This is a genomic window from Halomonas saccharevitans (genome assembly GCF_032333995.1).
GTDB lineage: Bacteria > Pseudomonadota > Gammaproteobacteria > Pseudomonadales > Halomonadaceae > Halomonas > Halomonas saccharevitans.
The window spans coordinates 376,575-395,170 of the sequence record NZ_JAVXUR010000002.1; the positions used below are offsets into that span (position 1 = coordinate 376,575).

Genomic DNA, 18,596 nt, shown 5'->3' on the forward strand with positions numbered 1-18,596 from the left:
CGTGCGTAGGGTAGGAGCGACATCTCCCCCGAAGGGAAGACGCTGGCAACTTTCGTTATGAGCTTACAACCCTTGGGTCGCCCAGAGGTCAAGCGCCCCGAGGGGTGCGTGATGCCGACGCCCGGTTTCAGTCTCGTTTCAGGTTGCTAGGGTATAAAGGGCACTCCCCGATACGACGCGAGAGGTACCCGCGATGCGCAAGACGCTACTGGTCCTGACCCTGGGGCTTTTCACCGGCACCGCCTTCGCCGCCGGCGAGCACGGTGGTTCCCATGCGCCGGCCGGCGACGCCGAGATCGACCGCACCATCCGCCTCGAGGCGGGCGACATGTGGTTCGATGCCGAATCGCTGAACGTGGCACCTGGCCACACGATCCGCTTCGAGATCACCAACACCGGTAATCTAGCCCACGAGTTCGTGATCGGCGACGCCGAGGCCCAGGCGGCTCACCGGGAGATGATGCGGCAGATGAGCGGCGGCCATGACGATCAAGGTCATGGCGGTGGCGGACATGGCGATGGCGGCCACCACATGGCCGAGGGGCAGCACGGCGGCCAGATGCCGGCCGTGACCCTGGCCCCGGGAGAGCGCGCCACGCTCGTCTGGACCGTTCCGGCGCATGTGGATCGCCTCGAATACGCCTGCAACCTTCCCGGGCATTATGAAGCGGGCATGTCGGGCCACATCGATCTGCAGGAGTGATCCGGCTCCGGCGAGCCTCGCCTTGACCCTTGGGTAACACAAGGGTCCTAGGCTGTCGGTAACGTGAGGGGCGTCGCCGCGGCCATCGGCAAGAGAAGTGTGGCGGGCAATGGCCCGACGGCGCCATGGCCTTAAGCGTCCGGTCGCCCCGATCCGCTCCCGTTACCGCAAGGAGGTCGATGATCATGAGCAGCACTACCTCGGCAGCGTCTTCGCAGCACGAGTCCGCTCGCCTCTACCGTATGAAGACGGACGAGCATCTGTGCCCGTTCGGCCTGAAGACCCTGGATCTGCTCGAGCGCAAGGGCTACCGGGTGGACGATCACCCCCTCGATTCGCGCGAGGCGATCGAGGCGTTCAAGGAAGAGGCCGGCGTCGACACCACGCCCCAGGTCTATATCGGCGATCGGCGCGTGGGGGGCTACGAGGAGCTGCGCGAGTATCTGGGCATGAGCGTGCCCGGCGAGAAGGAGATCAGCTATCAGCCGGTCATCGCCATCTTCGCGACCGCCCTGCTGATCGGCCTGGCGGTTAGCTGGACGGCCGGCGGCACCCTCGTCTCCGGGCGCATGCTGGAGTATGCGATCGCCGCCGCCATGACCCTGCTGGGGCTCCAGAAACTGCAGGACATCGAAAGCTTCAGCACCATGTTCCTCAACTACGACCTGCTCGCCCAGCGCCACGTCCGCTACGGCTACGTCTACCCCTTCGCCGAGACCCTGGCCGGTGTCCTGATGCTGGCCGGCGCCTGGACCTGGCTGGCCGCTCCTGTGGCGTTGTTCATCGGCACGGTGGGCGCCGTCTCGGTCTTCAAGGCCGTCTATATCGACAAGCGCGAGCTGAAGTGTGCCTGTGTCGGCGGCAACAGCAACGTCCCCCTGGGCTTCGTGTCCCTGACCGAGAACCTGGTGATGATCTTCATGGGGCTGTGGATGCCCTTGAAAGCGCTCCTGCTCTGATGCCTGGGCGTCACTGGCGACAGATCCCTGGTTCCCGGTGCCTCCCAGGCAGCTGCACAGGGGCACGAAGACTTGCTAAACTCCCCGCCCGAGGACGGCGGGACATCCCGCCGATCCTCCCTACCCTCGCTGGGGAGTAGCCGGCTCACGGTCATCGTGAGCATGCCTGTCAACACAGTCGGCCAGATGCCGTGGCAGGTATACCTCCGGGTTGGCGAGACCATCGATGGTGCGGTGCCCCAGGCCGGGCGCGCCGTGCCGTCGTGGTGATCGCCCGGCCGGGATGTGATTCAGGATGACGCTGCTCTCCACGACCTTGCTGGCTTTCTCCATGTCCACCGATGCCTTCGCCGCCGCCATCGGCAAGGGCGCGGTGCTGCGACAGCCCCGCTTCCGCGAGGCCCTGCGCACGGGGCTGATCTTCGGCGTGATCGAGGGCCTGACGCCGCTGGTCGGCTGGGTGCTGGGCTACGGAGCGTCGCGCCATATCGAGGCCTGGGATCACTGGGTGGTCTTCGCCCTGCTGCTGCTGCTGGGGGGGCGCATGATCCTCGCCGGCCTCTCTTCACCCGAGCCGGAGGCGCAGGCGGCTGACCAGCCGCGCCGTCATGGTGGCTGGCTGCTGGTCGCCACGGCCGTGACCACTAGCATCGATGCGCTGACCGTGGGAATCGGCCTGGCCTTCATGGAGGTCAATATCCTGGTCACCGCCCTGGCCATCGGCCTGGCCACCACCCTGATGGCGACCCTGGGCGTGCTGCTGGGGCGCCGCCTCGGGGCGCTGATCGGCAAGCGTGCGGAGCTGCTCGGAGGGGTCGTGCTGATCGGTATCGGTACCGCCATCCTGCAGGACCACATGGGCTTCTGGTAGGCCTGGCCAGGCGGCGCAAGGCGCCGACCCTGCTCAAAATGAAACGCCCCGGCTGAGTGCCGGGGCGTTTGCGTATCGGGATCGTCCTTCGCTCAGGGCGCGATGCGCGCGCTGGCGTCGGTGAAGCCCATCAGCGAGATGTCCAGGTCCATGCGGTTGCCGCGCGGGCCGACCAGGCTCAGGGTCGCGTTGCTGCCGCCGCGCAGATCGCTGAGCAGCGCTGGCGGCACCGGCAGGTCGGCGCGGCAGCCCTGCTGCAGGCAGACCTGATAGGGGAACTGAGCCGGCTCGCCGCCGCCCACGCTGAGCTGCAGGCCCGCGGCGAGGCGCACCCCCAGCGGCAGCAGGAAGGTCATCGCCGGCCGACCCTCGAGCTCCGGCGGATAGCCCAGGATCACCCGCATCAGCGGATCGTTGCTGTTCGGGTTGGTGACCAGCTGGCTCATGGTGCAGGGGCCCTGGCTTCCCTCGGCCGGGCAGAGCACCTGCCAGTCACGGAACTGCTCGGTCTGGACATTGGCCCCGGTGGCACCCGGCGTCGCCTGCTGGGCGAAGGCCGTGGGCGCGATGGCCAGCAGCGACAGCAGCAGGGTCGTGCACAGGCGTCTGGTCAGACGGTTCGACATCGGTGTTTCCTCCTCGGCCTTCTGGGCCATGAACGCTCGTTGGGTCGCGGCGTTCGGGTCTTGCCCGCTGCGGGGAGGGGGCCTCCATCGCGGCGAGAATCCCGAAGCGAGAGCACAACCATGCCTGTTCGGCCCGGCGAGGTCGAGCCCGTACGCCGCACAGGCTCGATGAACGGACCAGGCATCGGCCCGGCCCGCTCATCGCGTGATGGCCCCGCACGGGGGCCATGGGGTTCGACGTGGAGAAGCGGCCATTCCCCGGCAGGGCCGGGGAAGACCAGGGTCAGCCTCGCGGCTCGGAGAGCAGTCCCTTGATGATGGCGTAGCAGGCCGCCACCAGCACCAGCGTGAACGGCAGGCCGGTGGTGATCACCGCGGTCTGCAGTGCGGCCAGACCGCCACCCAGCAGCAGGGCGATGGCGATCACGCCCTCGATGATGGCCCAGAACATGCGCTGCGGCTTGGGCGCATCGACCTTGCCGCCGGCGGTGATGGAGTCGATCACCAGCGAGCCGGAGTCCGAGGAGGTGATGAAGAACACCATCACCAGCACGATCCCCACGAACGACGTGATCGAGGTCAGCGGCAGCTGGCCCAGCATCGTGAACAGCTGCAGCTCGAGGGCCGCGTCCTTGACGCCCTGGAAGTTGTCGGTGATCACCTGGTCGATGGCGGTGCCGCCGAAGGCGGTCATCCACAGCACCGAGACCAGCGACGGCACCAGCAGCACGGCGATCAGGAATTCACGCACGCTGCGGCCACGGCTGACGCGGGCGATGAACATGCCGACGAACGGTGACCAGGAGATCCACCACGCCCAGTAGAAGGCGGTCCAGCCCTGGCTGAAGTTGGCATCTTCACGCCCGAAGGGCATCGACAGCGCCGGCAGGTGGACCAGGTAGGCCCCCAGGTTCTCGAAGAAGCCGCTGGCGATGGCCAGTGTCGGACCGACGGCAATCACGAACGCCAGCAGCAGGAAGGCCAGCACCATGTTGAGCTGGGAAAGGCGCTGCACGCCCTTGTCGACGCCAGCCAGGACCGAGAGCAGTGCCACCGCGCTGATCCCTACGATCAGCAAGACCATGGTGACATCGTTGTCGGGAATGCCGAACAGGTAGGCAAGGCCGGCAGACGCCTGCGAGGCCCCCAGGCCGAGCGAGGTCGCCAGACCGAACAGGGTCGCGAACACCGCCAGGATGTCGATCACATGGCCCGGCCAGCCCCAGATCCGCTCACCCAGGATCGGGTAGAAGACCGAGCGCATGGTCAGCGGCAGGCCCTTGTTGAAGGAGAACAGCGCCAGGGCCAGCGCCACCACCGCATAGATGCCCCAGGGGTGCAGGCCCCAGTGGAAGATGGTGGCCGCCATGGCCAGCGAGACCGCCCCATCGGTGTCACCGGCAGCGGCGGCCAGCGGTGCCCAGTCGGTCCGGGCGCCGTTCTCCATGCTGGTACCGCCCAGCGCGGTGCCGAAGTGGGTCAAGGGCTCCGAGACGCCATAGAACATCAGGCCGATGCCCATGCCGGCGGCGAACAGCATCGCGAACCAGCCCGTGTAGCTGAAGTCCGGCGTGGCGTGGGCTCCGCCGATTCGGATCTTGCCCAGGGGCGTGAAGATCAGCCCCACGGCGAGCAGCACGAAGATATTGGCTGCCAGCAGGAAGAACCAGGACATGTTGCCGGTCAGGAAGGCGAAGACCGCATCGAAGATCGGTTCTACCTGATCCTGCAGGGCCAGGGTGATGAACACGAAGAACAGGATCGTCAGGGCGGATATCGAGAACACCTTGCCGTGCAGGTCGACATCGAGGCCGAACCGGCTGGCGGTCACGTTGTCCTGGCCGATCACGTAGTCGGTATCGATCAGGTTCGCCGGGCCTTCCGGCTTGGGCACGCCGTCAGAGACAGGGGCATCCTTGCCTCTGGGCGTATTGGGGGAGTCATTTTCCACGGGGAAATCTCCGATGGGTTAACGAAAGGAGTGTTGCCTGGTGCAGGCGGTCAGTCGCGATGCCGCACCAGGAACACGGATACGTCGGTATGCGTGGCGACCTTGCCACCGTTGGATGGCACGACGACGTCCAGCCGCTTGGGCAGGTGCGTGCTCATGATGACCAGGTCGGCACCCGTGTCATGGATGGCCTGAATGATGGCGTCATCCATGTCGGCGATGGGGTCGGGAGCGGTGACGACCCTGGAGCTGACCTCTTGGCCATGCAGCTTGCCCTGTGCCTTGGCGAAGTCCGCGAGCTTGTGCGCATACTCTTCCGGGGTCCTGGCCAGGGCGCCGGGAGTGTTCGCGGTCACGCTGACGTAGCAGGTCTCGGCCTGGTACCGCTTGGCGAGATCGGCCGCGAGGTCGATGGAGGACTGCAAGAGAGCCGCGTGTGCCAAATCCACGGGAACCATGATTTTCTTGAACATGTTCGTGACTCCTTGAGGTTGTCTCGAGAACGGTGTTGGTGAAGGTACCTCCACGTCACGATCTTCCGGTCCAAAAAAGCTGCACAATTTTGAGGATGTGCCAAGGCAAACACCACTCCAGGCCTCAACGATGGGTCTACGCTGAAGGGCGGCTCGATCGAGGGATGAGCCGAGGGGGCGACATGGCCGACGTCTGCGGCCGGCGCCCCGATAATATGTACGCGCGACGCCGTATCGCGTCCTGTCGGTGGCGTAACGGCGCGTGTTGGTCGCCTGCCTCAACCTGCCGCAGGCGGTGGCGACTCTCTCCTCGGGTGGAAACCTGATCTGGATCGCGCGGGTCGCCATTCTCACTTCACGAAGCGGGGGGCGGCCCGTTACGCTGTTCGTAGCTTTCAGCCCTATACCCCACAGTCTTATGTTTTTCAGTCGTATATCCGCCCTGTCATCTTGAGGAGAGCCCGTGGCCATTTCCCGTTTTGCCGACCTGCTGGACGAGGCGCGCGCTCAGCCTGAGCCCCAGCGCCTGCTGTTCGTCTTCACCCGCGCCGAACTGCCCGACCACCCCAGCGAGGAGCAGCGGCGCCGCTTCGAGCAGGGCGAGGGCGGTGTGCTGACCCCGGTGGTCTGCGTCGACAAGGCCCCCGAGGCGCTGACCGACATGGCGGCGCTGGTCGCGGAGTCCCGCGAGACCGGCGCCGAGTGGGACATCGTCTTCGTGGCCGCCTTGGCCGGCCAGGACGCCGAGGCACAGGCCGAGCAGCACCTCAACCGCATGGTGGAATCGCTGAAGATGGGCAATGTGGCGTCGTTCCTGGCCTTCGATCGCCAGGGCGAGGCGCTGAGCCTCGGCTGAACCTCCTCACCATGGGTCATAGGGTTGAATTATCAGATCCATGGCACCATTCAATTTACGCTATCAAAAGATACGGGCTAACATGCGTCCCGTATTGCCGCCAATCACTCTACGAAAGTCGAAAGGAGCACCACCGAATGTCCCTGCTGAACACCGAAGTCAAGCCGTTCAACGCCACCGCCTACCACAATGGCGAGTTCGTCGACGTGTCCGACGAGAACCTCAAGGGCCAGTGGAGCGTCTTCTTCTTCTATCCGGCCGACTTCACCTTCGTCTGCCCGACCGAGCTGGGTGACCTGGCCGACAACTACGCAGAGTTCAAGAAGCTGGGCGTCGAGATCTACAGCGTCTCCACTGACACCCACTTCACCCACAAGGCGTGGCACGACAGCTCCGAGACCATCAACAAGCTGACCTACCCGATGATCGCCGACCCGACTCACGCCATCTCGCGCAACTTCGAGGTGCTGATCGAGGACGCCGGCATCGCCGAGCGCGGCACCTTCGTGGTCGACCCGGACGGCAAGATCCAGATCATCGAGCTGAACGCCGGCAACATCGGCCGTAACGCCGAAGAGCTGCTGCGCAAAGTCAAGGCCGCCCAGTACGTGCGCGCCAACCCGAACGAAGTCTGCCCGGCCAAGTGGGAAGAAGGCGAAGAGACCCTCTCCCCCTCTCTGGACCTGGTCGGCAAGATCTAAACGATCTGCCCCTGCCGGCGAGGCCCCTCTCGGCCTCGCCTGTCCCCACCCGGGCATCCCCTGCCCGGGTCTCTATTCAGGAAGCTTGAGCGAACCGAGGCGCCCCGCGCGGGAAGCCACGGGATCCTCATGCCTCCGTCTTGAACCCCGAACATGAAGGAATGCCGCTGTCATGTTGGACGACAATCTGAAAAGCCAGCTCAACGCCTATCTGCAGAAGGTCACTCAGCCGTTCGAGATCGTCGCGTCCCTCGATGACGGCGACAAGTCCAAGGAACTGCACGGTCTGCTGACCGACATCGTCGGTCTCACTGACAAGATCACTCTGAAGCTCGACGGTCAGGACCCCCGCACGCCCTCCTTCGCCCTGAACCGTCCCGGCGAGGAGAGCGGCGTGGTCTTCGCCGGCATCCCCATGGGCCACGAGTTCACCTCGCTGGTGCTGGCGCTGCTGCAGATCGGCGGCCATCCGCCCAAGGCCTCCGACGAGGTGATCGAGCAGATCAAGAGCCTCGACGGCGAGATGCGCTTCGAAACCTACTTCTCGCTCTCCTGCCAGAACTGCCCGGACGTGGTCCAGGCGCTGAACCTGATGGCGATCCTCAACCCGAACGTGCACCACGTGGCCATCGACGGCGCACTGTTCCAGGACGAGGTGAAGCAGCGCGAGATCATGTCGGTGCCGAGCGTCTACCTCAACGGCGAGCCCTTCGATCAGGGCCGCATGAGCCTGGAGCAGATACTGGCCAAGGTGGACACCGGCGCCGCCAAGCGCGAGGCCGCCAAGCTCAACGACAAGGCCACCTTCGACACCCTGATGATCGGCGGTGGCCCCGCCGGCGCCGCGGCAGCCGTCTACGCCGCGCGCAAGGGCATCCGTACCGGCGTTGCCGCGGAGCGCTTCGGCGGCCAGGTGCTCGACACCATGGGCATCGAGAACCTCATCTCCGTGCCCCGCACCGAGGGCCCCAAGCTGGCCGCGGCGCTGGAGGAGCACGTCAAGGAGTACGAGGTCGACATCATGAATCTGCAGCGGGCCGTCCAGCTGGTGCCTGGACAGCCGGGCGAGGAGCACGAGGTGGCGTTCGAGTCGGGCGCCCGCCTGCGCGCCAAGACCCTGGTGCTGGCCACCGGCGCCCGCTGGCGTGAGATGGGCGTGCCCGGCGAGGCCGAGTACCGCAACAAGGGCGTAGCCTACTGCCCCCACTGTGACGGCCCGCTGTTCAAGGGCAAGCGCGTGGCGGTGATCGGCGGCGGCAACTCCGGCGTCGAGGCGGCCATCGACCTGGCCGGCATCGTCGGTCACGTCACCCTGATCGAGTTCATGGACGAGATGCGCGCCGACGCGGTGCTGCAGAAGAAGCTCAGGAGCCTGCCCAACGTCGAGATCATCCTCGGCGCCCGTACCACCGAGGTGAACGGCGACGGCAAGCGCGTCGACGGCCTGACCTATGAGGAGCGCGCCACCGGCGAGCTGCGCCGGGTCGAGCTGGAGGGCATCTTCGTGCAGATCGGCCTGGTGCCCAACACCGAGTGGCTGCAGGAGTCGCCCATCGAGCTCTCCGAGCGCGGCGAGATCGTCGTCGATGCCCGCGGCATGACCTCGATCCCCGGCATCTTCGCCGCTGGCGACGTGACCACCGTGCCCTACAAGCAGATCGTCATCGCCATGGGCGAGGGCTCCAAGGCCGCCCTCGGCGCCTTCGATCACCTGATCCGCAGCTGATCGCGGCCGGGCGCCAGTCGCCCGGGTCCGTCACGACGCCCCCGCCGGACCTGCCGGCGGGGGCGTTTTCGTTGTTCGGTCCAAGGATCGGCGAGTGGCCGGTGGTGGCGGAATGGCCCGCGCTCAGCCGTGCAGCCAGAGAAAGGGCAGCAGCGAAACGGCGAGCACGCCAGCGACCAGCAGGGCCAGCAGCAGCGTGCGGATCGGCCGATGCTTGAGGCGCCGCCACAGGGTCGGCGCCTCGCCGCGGGCGGCGAGGCTCGCCTGCTCATCGCGCATGCGCTCGCCGAGCTCCCGCTGATAGGCGTCGATCAGCGCGCGAGCCTGCTCCCGCTGGGTCTCGTCGCGCAGCCAGATGGCCGCCACGCCCAGCCCCCAGAAGCCGGCGCGGGTCTCGTAGGTCGCGATGGCATGCTCGTCGAGCAGCCGACGCACCTCCTCGGCCTCCTCGTCGGGCACGTTGCCCAGGTGAAACAGCAGCGTGGCCATCGTGGCCCTCCGTCAGTCGTTGCCTTCGTCGCCGCCCGGGGCGGGCGCCTGTGCGCAGAGGCGCTGCATGCGCGCGATCGCCTCGCCGGCCCCGGCCAGGCTGAAGGCCATGAACCAGGGATCGTCCTCGCCGCGCATCAGGCGCAGGCGCAGCAGCTCGCCCGCGGCCATCTCGTCGAGCAGCAGGTCCAGTTCGGGCAGCGCGATGCGCACGTAGAAGCCGCGGTCGCCGCGCTCGGTGACGAAGGCGGCACGGCCGCTGTGGATGGTCTCGTGATCGACGCGCAGGTCGGCGGGCACGCGGTTCACCGTGGCGCTCTCGGGCTGGTAGGCGTCGAGCGCCACGCGAAGCTCCAGCCAGGGCAGGTCGCAGGCCCCGGCGCTGGCGTTGACGCTGAAGATCGAATCGCTGTAGCTGTGCTGGTCGATGGCACGGAAGTGGCGCGCCTCGCCGAGCGACAGGGCCAGGGAGTGCCAGCCGCCATGGGCCTGGACGTCGCTGGTGTTGTAGTTCGTGGCCGCGGCGGGGCCGGCCAGCAGCAGGCCTGCCGACAGGAGTAGCGTCGCGAGTAGCGGCAGCAGCAGGGACGGGGCGATACGGGAACGGCGTGGCATGACGAAGCTTCCTCGGACCGGGACGCGCCCGAGGCTAGCATGGCGCGAAGGGGCTGTCCCGCCGTCGGCACTCAGGGGGGCGGCATCCACGATTTGACCCGCCCCCGGCGGAGGCGCTGCCGGAAGCTGGGAAGCGATTGTCGAGCATGCCGCCCCGCGATCGGCCGGGGATCAGGGCTCGAGGCTGGAGTAGTAGGCGGCGATGTCGGCGATGTCCTGATCCGACAGGGCCTGTGCCTGGGGGGTCATCATCGCGGACATGCCGCCCGCGCGATCGCCGGCCCGGTAGGCCTTGAGGGAGCTCACCAGGTACTCGGCGTTCTGGCCGGCCAGGTTCGGGTAGATCGGCGCGGTGGCCTGGCCGTCGGCGCCGTGACAGGCGGCGCAGACGGCGACCTTGCCCTCACCGGCGGCGGGATCGCCGGCGGCCTGGGCGCCCACGGCGAACAGGGAGCTGCCTAGCAGGGCCAGAGCGAGAAGGGATTTCATAATGTACCTCCAGGATGCATCTTTGGGTGCTTGAAAAAACCCGGACCGGGCAGACGCCGCGCCAGGCGAGGAGCATGATGCCAGCTGCCATGCTGAACGAGCTTGACGTGCATCATCCCCAGCCTAGACCGGGAGCTGCGCCAGGTAAAAAGCGCCCGCCAACGCAGGCGGACACGCGCCGGCTCAGCCCTCGGGCGGAGCGTTGTCGAGCTGCAGCAGCCGCACCAGCTGGGGGCCTTGGGGGCCAAGCAGATCGGCCAGGGTGTAGCGGTCGAGCACGGCGAGAAAGGCGGCGAGCGCCTCCGCCAGGATCGGCTTGAGCCGACAGGCGGGGGTGATCACGCACGCGTTATTGTCACCGAAGCACTCGACGAGCTCGAGGTCGCGCTCGGTGGCGCGGACCAGCTCGCCCAGCGGAATGCTCTCCGGGCGGCGTTTTAGCACCAGGCCGCCGTTCTTGCCGCGGATGGCGGTGAGATAGCCCTGGTGGTTAAGATCCTGCACCACCTTCATCAGGTGGTTGCGGGAGATCTCGAAGCGTTCGGCGATCTCGTTGATGGTCGAGCGCTCCTCGCCCTTCACGGCCAGAAAGAGCAGTACACGCAGCGAATAGTCGGTGAATCGGGTCAGATGCATGAACATTCCGGCGCATCGGGCGCCTTGCAGGACGGGGTGGGTAGATAAGCGCCCTACTATAGCATCCTGCTGGCAGGGAGGCGGCTTGGCCATGTCGGGGCATGAACTCGCTATAACCTATATTCTATATGAATCTTAAGTCTTCCGGTCAAGGTGCCGATCCCCCGCCGTGGCGGCGCTTTTCTCCACGACTTGATCTGGGTCAGCTACCCCTTCGAGGGTACCGACGCGCGCGGTCGCGGCTGGCATAATTCGCCCAACGGTGACGGCCGCGGCCGCCGCCCTCCGGTTAAAGAGGCTCGATTCGATCATGCAAGATACCCTGCCGTTCATCCGCCCCCTGGTCGAGAAGTACGATCGCCCCGGCCCGCGCTACACCTCCTATCCCACGGCGCCGCAGTTCCAGGCGGCCTTCGCCGAGGATGATTACCGGGCCGCCGCCGAGCGCAGCAACGCGGCCGCGTCGCCCAAGCCGCTGTCGGCCTACGTGCACATCCCCTTCTGCGAGAGCCTCTGCTACTACTGCGCCTGCAACAAGATCATCACCCACAATCGCGAGCGGGCGGCGGAGTACCTGGCCTGGCTCAAGCGCGAGATCGAGCTGCAAGGGGCGCTGTTCGACGAGTCGCGGCGCATGACCCAGCTGCACCTGGGCGGCGGCACCCCGACCTACCTCGACAACGACCAGCTCGGCGAGCTGATGGCGGCGCTGGACGCGGCCTTCCACTTCGCTGCCCCCGAGGAGAGGGAGTTCTCCCTCGAGGTGGACCCGCGCACCGTGACCCCCGCGCAGATCCATGAGCTTTACGCCCTGGGCTTCAATCGCCTGAGCTTCGGCGTGCAGGACTTCGACACCCGGGTGCAGGAGGCGGTCAACCGCCTGCAGAGCGAGGAGCAGGTGCTGGAGCTGGTGGCGGCGGCCCGTGAGGCGGGCTTCCAGTCGGTGAGCGTCGACCTGATCTACGGCCTGCCGCTGCAGACCGTGGTGAGTTTCGACGAGACGCTTGCCAAGATCATTGCCCTGCGCCCGGATCGCATCGCCACCTATAGCTATGCCCACCTGCCGGAGCTATTCAAGGCGCAGCGGCTGATCCGCCCCGAGGACATGCCGCCGCCGGAGCGCAAGATCGAGCTGCTGGAGCTGATCATCCGCCGCCTCACCGCGGCGGGCTATGTCTACATCGGCATGGATCACTTCGCCCTGCCCGAGGACGAGCTCTCGCGGGCCCGCGAGAACGGCACCCTGCAGCGCAACTTCCAGGGCTACTCGACCCATGCCGACTGCGACCTGATCGGCCTGGGCAACACCGCCATCGGCAAGGTCGGCGACAGCTACAGCCAGAACGTCAAGGAGACCGCCCAGTACCAGGCGCGCCTGGAGGCGGGGCGGCTGCCGGTGATGCGCGGCTACCGCCTCAACGCCGACGACGTGCTGCGCCGGGATGTGATCAATGCCCTGATGTGCCACGGCCGCATCGACTTCGCCGAGATCGAGGCGGCCCATGGCATCGACTTTCGCGACACCTTCGCCGAGGCCCTCGAGGAGCTCGAGGAGATGGTCGACGACGGCCTGCTGGCCATCTCCGATACCGCCATCGAGGTGCTGCCCGCCGGGCGGCTGATGATGCGCAACGCCGCCATGGCCTTCGACGCCTACCTGAGCCACAGCACCGGGCGCTATTCGCGCACCGTTTGACCCCGGCGGCCATTCTGCTCGGTGCGGTTTTATCCTGCCCAACGTAGTGCGGCGCCCCGAGGGGCGCCGCACTTCTTATTGCTTCAGTCTGGCCTCTTCTGGCCTCTGTCCAGGCTTCTCGGGATCAGCAGACGCCCTGCTCGATCATGGCGTCGGCGACCTTGCGGAAGCCGGCGATGTTGGCGCCCAGCACCAGGTTGGTGGGGTCGTCGAACTCGGCGGCGGTCTCGGCACACTGCTGGTGGATGTTGGCCATGATCGCCTTGAGCTTGGCGTCGACCTTCTCCAGCGGCCACTGCTCCATGCTGCTGTTCTGCGCCATCTCCAGCTGGCTGGTCGCCACGCCGCCGGCATTGGCCGCCTTGCCCGGGCCGTAGGCGATCTTCGCCGCCAGGAAGCGATCCACGGCCGCGGCGGTGGAGGGCATGTTGGCGCCCTCGCTGATGCAGGTCACGCCGTTGCCCAGCAGCGTCTCGGCGTCGGCCTCGGTCAGCTCGTTCTGGGTGGCGCAGGGGAAGGCGACGTCGCCCTGGAGTCGCCACACCGCATGGCCGTCGGCCGGGTAGTCGCCCGCGGGGATGTAGCGGGCCTCGGGGTGCTGCGCCAGGTAGGCCTCGAGCGTGGTGCGCTGGACCTCCTTGAGCTCGCACAGCAGCGCCAGGTCGATGCCGTTCGGGTCATGGAGGGTGCCGCGGGAGTCGGAGCAGCTGACGGGAATCGCGCCGAGCTCGTGCAGCTTCTCGATGGTGTAGATGGCCACGTTGCCGGCGCCGGAGACCAGGCAGGTCTTGCCGGCGAGGGTTTCGCCGCGCGCCTCGAGCATGTTCTCGGCGAAGTAGACGGCGCCGTAGCCGGTGGCCTCCTTGCGCCCGATGGAGCCGCCCCAGTTGAGGCTCTTGCCGGTTAGCACGCCCTCGTAGCGGCCGGTCAGGCGCTTGTACTGGCCGTAGAGGAAGCCGATCTCGCGCGCCCCCACGCCGATGTCGCCGGCCGGCACGTCGGTGGTCGGGCCGATGTGGCGGTAGAGCTCGCTCATGAAGGCCTGGCAGAAGCGCATGATCTCGCCGTCCGAGCGCCCCTTGGGATCGAAGTCCGAGCCGCCCTTGCCGCCGCCGATGGGCAGGCCGGTGAGGGCGTTCTTGAAGATCTGCTCGAAGCCCAGGAACTTGATGGTTCCCGAGGTCACGCTGGGGTGGAAGCGCAGCCCGCCCTTGTAGGGACCGAGGGCCGAGTTGAACTGGACGCGGTAGCCCTTGTTGACCCGCACCTTGCCGGCGTCGTCGGTCCAGCAGATGCGGAACATGATCTGCCGCTCGGGCTCGACGATGCGCTCGATGATGTTGTGATCGAGGTAGTGGGGGCTGCGCTCGAACAGCGGACGCAGGCACTCGAGCACCTCCTCGGCGGCCTGGTAGAACTCGGTCTGAGCAGGGCTGCTCTTGCGAAGCGCCTCGAGGGTGTCGTGAACGTAGGGCATGGTGCACTTCCTGTTCGGTGGAAAAAGGTTCCACGCACTATAAGGCAATGCACCATTATGCAGCAAGCGCATGGGTCATGCGGGTATTGGACATAGTATTGACGCGAAATGCCTTTAAAAGCGCAAAAAACTATGCACCAAGATAAAGCATTAGGATAATTTAATAGATGGTGAGTCAACGTAATGGCGGTCCGATCCGGCCGGTATGCGTGAATCGTCCCGGAAGGGGGAGAGGCTGGTGAGTGAGCGAGAATGCCTCGGGGGGGCGCGGAGGGTGAGGGCAGGAGGGTGAGGCCGCGCAGGCGCGGCCATCTCCTCGGCACCGGCCCGCCGTCACCTCGCGTTAGCCTCGATTCCGCTCCGCGGTGGCCCATTCGGGACGCGCCGTAAAGGCGCCGAGGGGTCGCGTACGGCCCCGCGGCGACATCGCCTGCGTTGAGGCAATTTCTATACATCTTGTGCTTGAGTCTTTCCGTTAGTCTATATATGGTACGCAGCCCTCGGGAAACGCGCTGCTGGCGACGGCTTGACGCACGTCAGTGCAGGCGGTTTAGATGCCCCCTAGGATGAGCGCTCCGGCGGCCCAGCCGCACCGACGTCATCAGGAGAATCCTCATGTCTCTGCCCCATCCGCCGTTGTCGCTTCCGCGCCCACCCGCCCCGAGCCGCCTGATCCGCGCCCTGGATCCCCGGGTGCCGCTGGGCGTCAAGCGCCGGCTGGTGGAGCCGCTGCTCAACCGCACCTTCGCCGAGCCGCTCGCGGAGGGCGAGTTCGATGCCTTGGAAGGGCGCCGGATCAGCCTGACCATCGAAGATCTCGGCGTGACGCTGACCCTGGGCCTCGCGGATCAGCGCCTGGTGCTCTGCCGTGAGCCCGGCGAGGCGACCATCCGCGGCGGCTGGCGCGAGTTTTTATGCCTGGCCACCCGGCGCGAGGATCCCGATAGCCTGTTCTTCCAGCGCCGCCTCTTGATCGAGGGCGACACCGAGCTTGGCCTGACGGTCAAGAACCTGCTCGACGGGCGCGAGGAGGGCTTCGCCCAGGGTCGCCTCGGCGAGTGGCTGCTGCGCCTGGAGCGCCTCACGACGCGCGATCGCTGATCTCGCCGCCCGCGCCGGCCCGTATTTCTCTATCGATACCGATTCATCACGACACCGCTCTGGAGACCCCGACATGAGCACATCCGCCAAGGCCCTCAAGACCTCCAACGAGGTGCCCCTGCAGGTGCCTTCCCGCGATATCTGGGACGCCAAGTATCGCCTCAAGGACCGCCACGGCCACGCCGTGGACCAGGACGTCCATGCCACCTGGGAGCGTGTCGCCAAGGCCCTGGCGGCGGTCGAGGGCGATCAGGCCGAGGCGTGGCTGCCGAAGTTTCGCTGGGCGCTGGAGAACGGCGCCATCCCGGCCGGGCGGATCATGTCCAATGCCGGCGCCGAGGCCTACAAGCCGGCGGTGAGCCTGATCAACTGCACCGTCTCGCGCACCATCCGCGACTCCATGCACGACATCCTCGACTCGGTGGTGGATGCCGGCATGACGCTCAAGGCGGGCTGCGGCATCGGCTACGAGTTCTCGACCCTGCGCCACAAGAACGCCTTCGTGTTCGGCGCCGGTGCCGGCACCAACGGCCCGCTGGCGTTCATGGATATCTACGACAAGATGTGCTTCACGGTGGCCTCAGCGGGGGGGCGCCGTGGCGCCCAGATGGGCACCTTCGACGTCGGCCATCCCGACGTGAAGAGCTTCATCGAGGCCAAGCGCGAGGCGGGCCGGCTGCGCCAGTTCAACCTCTCCCTGCTGATCACCGACGAGTTCATGGAGGCGGTGAAGAACGACGCCGACTGGCCGCTGGCCTTCCCGCTCCACCCCGGCGAGAAGGACGACGTCGAGGAGAGCGAGCTGATTTACCGCGACTGGCCGGTGATCGAGGAGGGCTACACGGTCGATGACGAGGGGCGCGTGGCCTGTCGCATCGTCGAGGTGATCCGTGCCCGCGAGCTGTGGGACACCATCATGGCCTCGACCTACGACTTCGCCGAGCCGGGCTTCATCCTGATCGATCAGGTCAATCGCATGAACAACAACTGGTTCTGCGAGGAGATCCGGGCGACCAACCCCTGCGGCGAGCAGCCGCTGCCGCCCGAGGGCGCCTGCCTGCTCGGCTCGGTGAACCTGACCCGCTTCGTCATCGATCCCTTCGGCAAGAAGCCGCGCTTCGACTGGGAGCGCTACCGCCAGGTGGTGGCGATCTTCACCCGCATGCTCGACAACGTGGTGGAGATCAGCGGCCTGCCGCTGGAGGGCCAGCGCCGCGAGATCGAAGCCAAGCGTCGCCACGGCATGGGCTTTCTGGGGCTTGGCTCGACGATGACCATGCTCAAGATCCCCTACGGCTCGCCGGAGTCGCTGGCCTTCACCGAGGAGGTGAGCCGCAACCTGGCCCTCGAGGGTTGGAAGCAGGCGCTGGAACTCGCCCGCGAGAAGGGCGCGGCGCCGGCGCTCAGCGAGGACTACGCGATCACCCCGCGGATGATGCGCGAGCGTCCCGAGCTCAAGCAGGACGGCTACGAGGTCGGCGACAAGGTGCCGGGGCGCATCCTCCACGCCCGCTACAGCCGCTACATGCAGAAAATCGCCGAAGTGGAGCCGGAGCTGGTCGCTCAGCTCGCCGAGCACGGCGCGCGCTTCACCCATCACAGCTCGATCGCCCCCACGGGCACCATCTCGCTGTCGCTTGGCAATAATGCCTCCAACGGCATCGAGCCGTCGTTCTCGCACCGCTACTTCCGCAACGTCATCCAGGCGGGCAAGAAGACCAAGGAGCAGGTCGAGGTGGTCTCCTTCGAGCTGGCGGCCTATCGCCACTTCATCGCCGCCGAGGCGGTGGAGAGCGACCTGCCCGACTACTTCATCACCGCCGACGCGGTGAGCCCCAAGCAGCACGTGGCGGTACAGGCGGCGGCTCAGGTGTGGGTCGACTCGGCGATCTCCAAGACGGTCAACGTGCCCACCGAGTTCGCCTTCGAGGAGTTCAAGGACCTCTACCTCGACGCCTATGCCAGCCAGCTCAAGGGCTGCACCACCTTCCGCTTCAACCCCGAGGCCTTCCAGGGCGTGCTGGTGCGCGAGGACGACCTCAAGAACACTACCTACGTCTTCGAGCTGGAGAACGGCGAGACCGTCGAGCTCGCCGGCGACGAGAAGGTCATCTACGACGGCGAGGAGCACAACGCGGCGAACCTCTATGACGCGCTGAAGGAAGGCACCTATGGAAAGTGGTAAGCCACGACCTACTGCGCTCGCCAAGGCGGCGTTGCAGTCTTACTCGGAATGCTCATTTACGGCTCGTAAACTCCGCTTCCTCGAAAGCCTGCGCCTTGCCTCGCCTTCGCTCGTAACGGCCGTGGGTGGCCGTTACTCGAGCGTCACAGCACACTTTTCCGGAGGAGCCTCCTGATGGCCGTCGAGATCAATTCCAAGATCGTGTCCTACAGCGTCAAGAAGGCGGTGGAAGAGCCGCCGCTGGCCGAAGAGAACCCGCTCACGGTGCGCATCCCGTCGCGCCCTGAGGGCACCCTGGAGGCCGTGTCGGAGAAGATCTCCTACGTCGGCGCCGAGGGGCGCAAGAAGGTCTACCTGCTGGTGTCGTTCATGCCGGTGGAGGGCGTGGTCAACGGCAAGCGGGTGGTGATCGAGCGCCCGGTGGAGTTCTTCTTCCCCTCTGGCCAGCTCTCCAGCGAGCACCAGTGGATCACCGCCACCATGCGCAGCCTGTCGCTGGCCGCCCGGGGCGGCTACGTCACCCAGGCGGTGGCCGACCTGCGCAAGGTGGCCTGGGACAAGGGCCTGGTGCGCTGCGGCATGAACCGCTGGGGCAAGCCGGTGTTCCACGACTCCGAGGTCGCGGCCATCGCTTGGTCGATCCAGCAGATCCTCTACCGTCGCGGCTTCCTCGATCAGGACGGCCACCAGGTGCCGGTGGAGGAGCTGGTCGCCCGCTACGCCCAGCGCCTGGCGAGCGGCCAGCCCTGGCATCCGCCCACCCCGGAGGAGGTCGAGCAGGCCGAGCGCAAGGCGCAGGACCAGAGCGGCGGCGGTCCCGCCGTGGTCGGCCACTGCCCCGAGTGCAACGGCGAGCTGATCATGATGGACGGCTGCCCTACCTGCTACTCCGGCTGCGGCTGGTCCAAGTGTGGATAAGCGGGCCCGCTAGAGGGCCTGTGGATAACGCAGACCGGCCGGGCTGATCGTCCACCCTGGCCAGCAGACGCCCCGGAACGCAGTGCGCTCCGGGGCGTCTTGCGTTGGTATCTGCTCGGAGAGT

General features: G+C 66.7%; 18 protein-coding genes. 10 read left to right on the plus strand and 8 right to left on the minus strand.

Features of this window, described 5'->3' with window-relative positions:
* Positions 1 to 193: 193 nt before the first annotated feature.
* The 3 genes from RSO68_RS07195 (at position 194) to mntP (ending at position 2,533) form a co-directional block, all read left to right on the plus strand.
* Positions 194 to 703 (plus strand): cupredoxin domain-containing protein, encoded by a 510-nt coding sequence (locus tag RSO68_RS07195; RefSeq protein WP_315585984.1) that lies wholly within the window; start codon positions 194 to 196, stop codon positions 701 to 703.
* A gap of 185 nt (positions 704 to 888) precedes the next feature.
* On the plus strand, positions 889 to 1,662 hold the full coding sequence (locus RSO68_RS07200) for a glutaredoxin (protein WP_315585987.1): 774 nt from the start codon (positions 889 to 891) through the stop codon (positions 1,660 to 1,662).
* Between the two features lie 295 nt (positions 1,663 to 1,957).
* A complete protein-coding gene (gene mntP, locus RSO68_RS07205) occupies positions 1,958 to 2,533 on the plus strand; it encodes a manganese efflux pump MntP (protein ID WP_315585989.1) in 576 nt (191 codons plus the stop codon).
* A 92-nt stretch (positions 2,534 to 2,625) separates the two neighbouring features.
* On the opposite strand, the gene RSO68_RS07210 is transcribed toward mntP, so the two are convergent.
* The 3 genes from RSO68_RS07210 to RSO68_RS07220 form a co-directional block, all read right to left on the minus strand.
* On the minus strand, positions 2,626 to 3,189 hold the full coding sequence (locus RSO68_RS07210) for an invasion associated locus B family protein (RefSeq protein ID WP_315585991.1): 564 nt from the start codon (positions 3,187 to 3,189) through the stop codon (positions 2,626 to 2,628).
* 253 nt (positions 3,190 to 3,442) lie between these two features.
* Positions 3,443 to 5,110 carry a BCCT family transporter gene (locus tag RSO68_RS07215; RefSeq protein WP_315585993.1) on the minus strand — a complete coding sequence of 556 codons (1,668 nt, stop codon included), beginning with the start codon at positions 5,108 to 5,110 and terminating at the stop codon, positions 3,443 to 3,445.
* Positions 5,111 to 5,160: 50 nt separating this feature from the next.
* Entirely contained in the window at positions 5,161 to 5,583 is a 423-nt protein-coding gene (locus RSO68_RS07220) for a universal stress protein (protein ID WP_315585995.1), read from the minus strand.
* A 463-nt stretch (positions 5,584 to 6,046) separates the two neighbouring features.
* Between RSO68_RS07220 and RSO68_RS07225 the strand changes: the two genes are divergently transcribed.
* The 3 genes from RSO68_RS07225 to ahpF all read left to right on the plus strand — a co-directional run bounded on the left by RSO68_RS07225 (position 6,047) and on the right by ahpF (position 8,866).
* Positions 6,047 to 6,439 (plus strand): ribonucleotide reductase subunit alpha, encoded by a 393-nt coding sequence (locus RSO68_RS07225; RefSeq protein ID WP_089846369.1) that lies wholly within the window; start codon positions 6,047 to 6,049, stop codon positions 6,437 to 6,439.
* Between the two features lie 137 nt (positions 6,440 to 6,576).
* Positions 6,577 to 7,140 (plus strand): alkyl hydroperoxide reductase subunit C, encoded by a 564-nt coding sequence (gene ahpC, locus RSO68_RS07230; RefSeq protein ID WP_089846371.1) that lies wholly within the window; start codon positions 6,577 to 6,579, stop codon positions 7,138 to 7,140.
* A 172-nt stretch (positions 7,141 to 7,312) separates the two neighbouring features.
* Positions 7,313 to 8,866, plus strand: coding sequence for an alkyl hydroperoxide reductase subunit F (gene ahpF / locus RSO68_RS07235; RefSeq protein ID WP_089846375.1), 1,554 nt, complete (start codon positions 7,313 to 7,315; stop codon positions 8,864 to 8,866).
* Positions 8,867 to 8,989: 123 nt separating this feature from the next.
* Here the strand turns inward: ahpF and RSO68_RS07240 are convergent, their stop codons facing one another.
* The 4 genes from RSO68_RS07240 to RSO68_RS07255 all read right to left on the minus strand — a co-directional run bounded on the left by RSO68_RS07240 (position 8,990) and on the right by RSO68_RS07255 (position 11,095).
* Positions 8,990 to 9,355 (minus strand): DUF6164 family protein, encoded by a 366-nt coding sequence (locus RSO68_RS07240; protein ID WP_315586002.1) that lies wholly within the window; start codon positions 9,353 to 9,355, stop codon positions 8,990 to 8,992.
* A 12-nt stretch (positions 9,356 to 9,367) separates the two neighbouring features.
* On the minus strand, positions 9,368 to 9,970 hold the full coding sequence (locus RSO68_RS07245; RefSeq protein WP_315586003.1) for a hypothetical protein: 603 nt from the start codon (positions 9,968 to 9,970) through the stop codon (positions 9,368 to 9,370).
* Positions 9,971 to 10,141: 171 nt separating this feature from the next.
* The gene (locus tag RSO68_RS07250; RefSeq protein WP_315586005.1) at positions 10,142 to 10,459 is read right to left on the minus strand and encodes a c-type cytochrome; all 318 of its coding nucleotides are present in this window, start codon (positions 10,457 to 10,459) and stop codon (positions 10,142 to 10,144) included.
* Between the two features lie 183 nt (positions 10,460 to 10,642).
* Positions 10,643 to 11,095, minus strand: coding sequence for an RrF2 family transcriptional regulator (locus tag RSO68_RS07255; protein ID WP_315586007.1), 453 nt, complete (start codon positions 11,093 to 11,095; stop codon positions 10,643 to 10,645).
* Positions 11,096 to 11,405: 310 nt separating this feature from the next.
* Between RSO68_RS07255 and hemN the strand changes: the two genes are divergently transcribed.
* Entirely contained in the window at positions 11,406 to 12,791 is a 1,386-nt protein-coding gene (hemN, locus tag RSO68_RS07260) for an oxygen-independent coproporphyrinogen III oxidase (RefSeq protein WP_315586009.1), read from the plus strand.
* A gap of 124 nt (positions 12,792 to 12,915) precedes the next feature.
* On the opposite strand, the gene gdhA is transcribed toward hemN, so the two are convergent.
* Positions 12,916 to 14,268 carry an NADP-specific glutamate dehydrogenase gene (gene gdhA / locus RSO68_RS07265; RefSeq protein WP_315586010.1) on the minus strand — a complete coding sequence of 451 codons (1,353 nt, stop codon included), beginning with the start codon at positions 14,266 to 14,268 and terminating at the stop codon, positions 12,916 to 12,918.
* Positions 14,269 to 14,883: 615 nt separating this feature from the next.
* On the opposite strand from gdhA, the gene ubiT reads away from it, so the two are divergent.
* From ubiT to RSO68_RS07280, 3 genes are all read left to right on the plus strand, one after another.
* A complete protein-coding gene (gene ubiT, locus RSO68_RS07270; protein WP_089846401.1) occupies positions 14,884 to 15,369 on the plus strand; it encodes a ubiquinone anaerobic biosynthesis accessory factor UbiT in 486 nt (161 codons plus the stop codon).
* A 73-nt stretch (positions 15,370 to 15,442) separates the two neighbouring features.
* The gene (locus RSO68_RS07275; RefSeq protein WP_315586014.1) at positions 15,443 to 17,554 is read left to right on the plus strand and encodes an adenosylcobalamin-dependent ribonucleoside-diphosphate reductase; all 2,112 of its coding nucleotides are present in this window, start codon (positions 15,443 to 15,445) and stop codon (positions 17,552 to 17,554) included.
* 174 nt (positions 17,555 to 17,728) lie between these two features.
* Complete coding sequence (locus tag RSO68_RS07280; RefSeq protein ID WP_089846405.1) at positions 17,729 to 18,472, plus strand: ribonucleoside-diphosphate reductase; 744 nt, start codon at positions 17,729 to 17,731, stop codon at positions 18,470 to 18,472.
* Positions 18,473 to 18,596: the final 124 nt, after the last annotated feature.

What these genes read in the sequence shown, in the direction of transcription:
- RSO68_RS07195 (WP_315585984.1), top strand. Translation starts at nt 194, where the DNA reads ATGCGCAAGACGCTACTGGTCCTGACCCTGGGGCTTTTCACCGGCACC.
- RSO68_RS07200 (WP_315585987.1), top strand. Translation starts at nt 889, where the DNA reads ATGAGCAGCACTACCTCGGCAGCGTCTTCGCAGCACGAGTCCGCTCGC.
- mntP (WP_315585989.1), top strand. Translation starts at nt 1,958, where the DNA reads ATGACGCTGCTCTCCACGACCTTGCTGGCTTTCTCCATGTCCACCGAT.
- RSO68_RS07210 (WP_315585991.1), bottom strand. Translation starts at nt 3,189, where the DNA reads ATGGCCCAGAAGGCCGAGGAGGAAACACCGATGTCGAACCGTCTGACC.
- RSO68_RS07220 (WP_315585995.1), bottom strand. Translation starts at nt 5,583, where the DNA reads ATGTTCAAGAAAATCATGGTTCCCGTGGATTTGGCACACGCGGCTCTC.
- ahpC (WP_089846371.1), top strand. Translation starts at nt 6,577, where the DNA reads ATGTCCCTGCTGAACACCGAAGTCAAGCCGTTCAACGCCACCGCCTAC.
- ahpF (WP_089846375.1), top strand. Translation starts at nt 7,313, where the DNA reads ATGTTGGACGACAATCTGAAAAGCCAGCTCAACGCCTATCTGCAGAAG.
- RSO68_RS07240 (WP_315586002.1), bottom strand. Translation starts at nt 9,355, where the DNA reads ATGGCCACGCTGCTGTTTCACCTGGGCAACGTGCCCGACGAGGAGGCC.
- RSO68_RS07245 (WP_315586003.1), bottom strand. Translation starts at nt 9,970, where the DNA reads ATGCCACGCCGTTCCCGTATCGCCCCGTCCCTGCTGCTGCCGCTACTC.
- RSO68_RS07250 (WP_315586005.1), bottom strand. Translation starts at nt 10,459, where the DNA reads ATGAAATCCCTTCTCGCTCTGGCCCTGCTAGGCAGCTCCCTGTTCGCC.
- RSO68_RS07255 (WP_315586007.1), bottom strand. Translation starts at nt 11,095, where the DNA reads ATGCATCTGACCCGATTCACCGACTATTCGCTGCGTGTACTGCTCTTT.
- hemN (WP_315586009.1), top strand. Translation starts at nt 11,406, where the DNA reads ATGCAAGATACCCTGCCGTTCATCCGCCCCCTGGTCGAGAAGTACGAT.
- gdhA (WP_315586010.1), bottom strand. Translation starts at nt 14,268, where the DNA reads ATGCCCTACGTTCACGACACCCTCGAGGCGCTTCGCAAGAGCAGCCCT.
- ubiT (WP_089846401.1), top strand. Translation starts at nt 14,884, where the DNA reads ATGTCTCTGCCCCATCCGCCGTTGTCGCTTCCGCGCCCACCCGCCCCG.
- RSO68_RS07275 (WP_315586014.1), top strand. Translation starts at nt 15,443, where the DNA reads ATGAGCACATCCGCCAAGGCCCTCAAGACCTCCAACGAGGTGCCCCTG.
- RSO68_RS07280 (WP_089846405.1), top strand. Translation starts at nt 17,729, where the DNA reads ATGGCCGTCGAGATCAATTCCAAGATCGTGTCCTACAGCGTCAAGAAG.